Source organism: Psychrobacter sp. 1U2, assembly GCF_051847575.1.
In genome coordinates this window covers 1-739 of sequence record NZ_JBPYDC010001020.1, presented here as the reverse complement: position 1 = coordinate 739, position 739 = coordinate 1, and the positions used below count along the sequence as shown (strand labels likewise).

Here is a 739-nt window from a genome sequence, read left to right as displayed (position 1 = left end):
AATTTTGCCAGAGAACATCGGTGAGCGCTCGAGGTTTTCACGGATGATGTCATGGGTGCGTGCATTGGTATGCGTAATATAACAATTGACTTGCTCAGGGTGCATAGACACATCACCCATATAGCTCATCACTGGCAATGGCGTATCACCCGGCTGCACCGTCATTACACTAAAGTCTACGCTACGCGCATCGATACGTGCAGGTGTACCTGTCTTTAAGCGCCCAACTGGCAGTTTTAGCTCACGCAAACGATCTGCCAACTTAATAGAAGGCTGATCCCCTGCACGTCCGCCTTTAGAGTTCTCAAGACCAATATGAATGACCCCGCCTAAAAACGTTCCCGAGGTCAAAACAACGGTTTCAGTCTTAAAGATAATACCAGTGGAGGTGACAACCGCCGTCGCACGGCCGTTTTCTACCAAAATATCATCAGCACCCTGTTGAAATAAATCAAGATTGGGCTGATTTTCAAGCGTCGCGCGTACGGCAGCTTTATATAAAATACGATCCGCTTGGGCACGGGTGGCTCGTACTGCTGCGCCTTTGCGGCTATTCAATACGCGAAACTGGATACCTGCCTTGTCTGTCGCTAGTGCCATAGCACCGCCGAGCGCATCAATCTCACGCACCAAATGCGACTTCCCGATACCGCCAATCGCTGGATTACAGCTCATTTGACCCAACGTCTCAATATTATGCGTCAACAGCAGGGTCTGCGCGCCCATACGTGCAGATGCT

Annotated in this window: 1 protein-coding gene; it reads right to left on the bottom strand. The window is 50.2% G+C overall.

Going from position 1 to position 739, the window contains the following annotated elements; all coding sequences use genetic code 11:
- The coding region (locus ACS8FD_RS20135; RefSeq protein ID WP_439277170.1) for an FAD-dependent oxidoreductase at window positions 1–739 on the bottom strand (739 nt) is incomplete at both ends.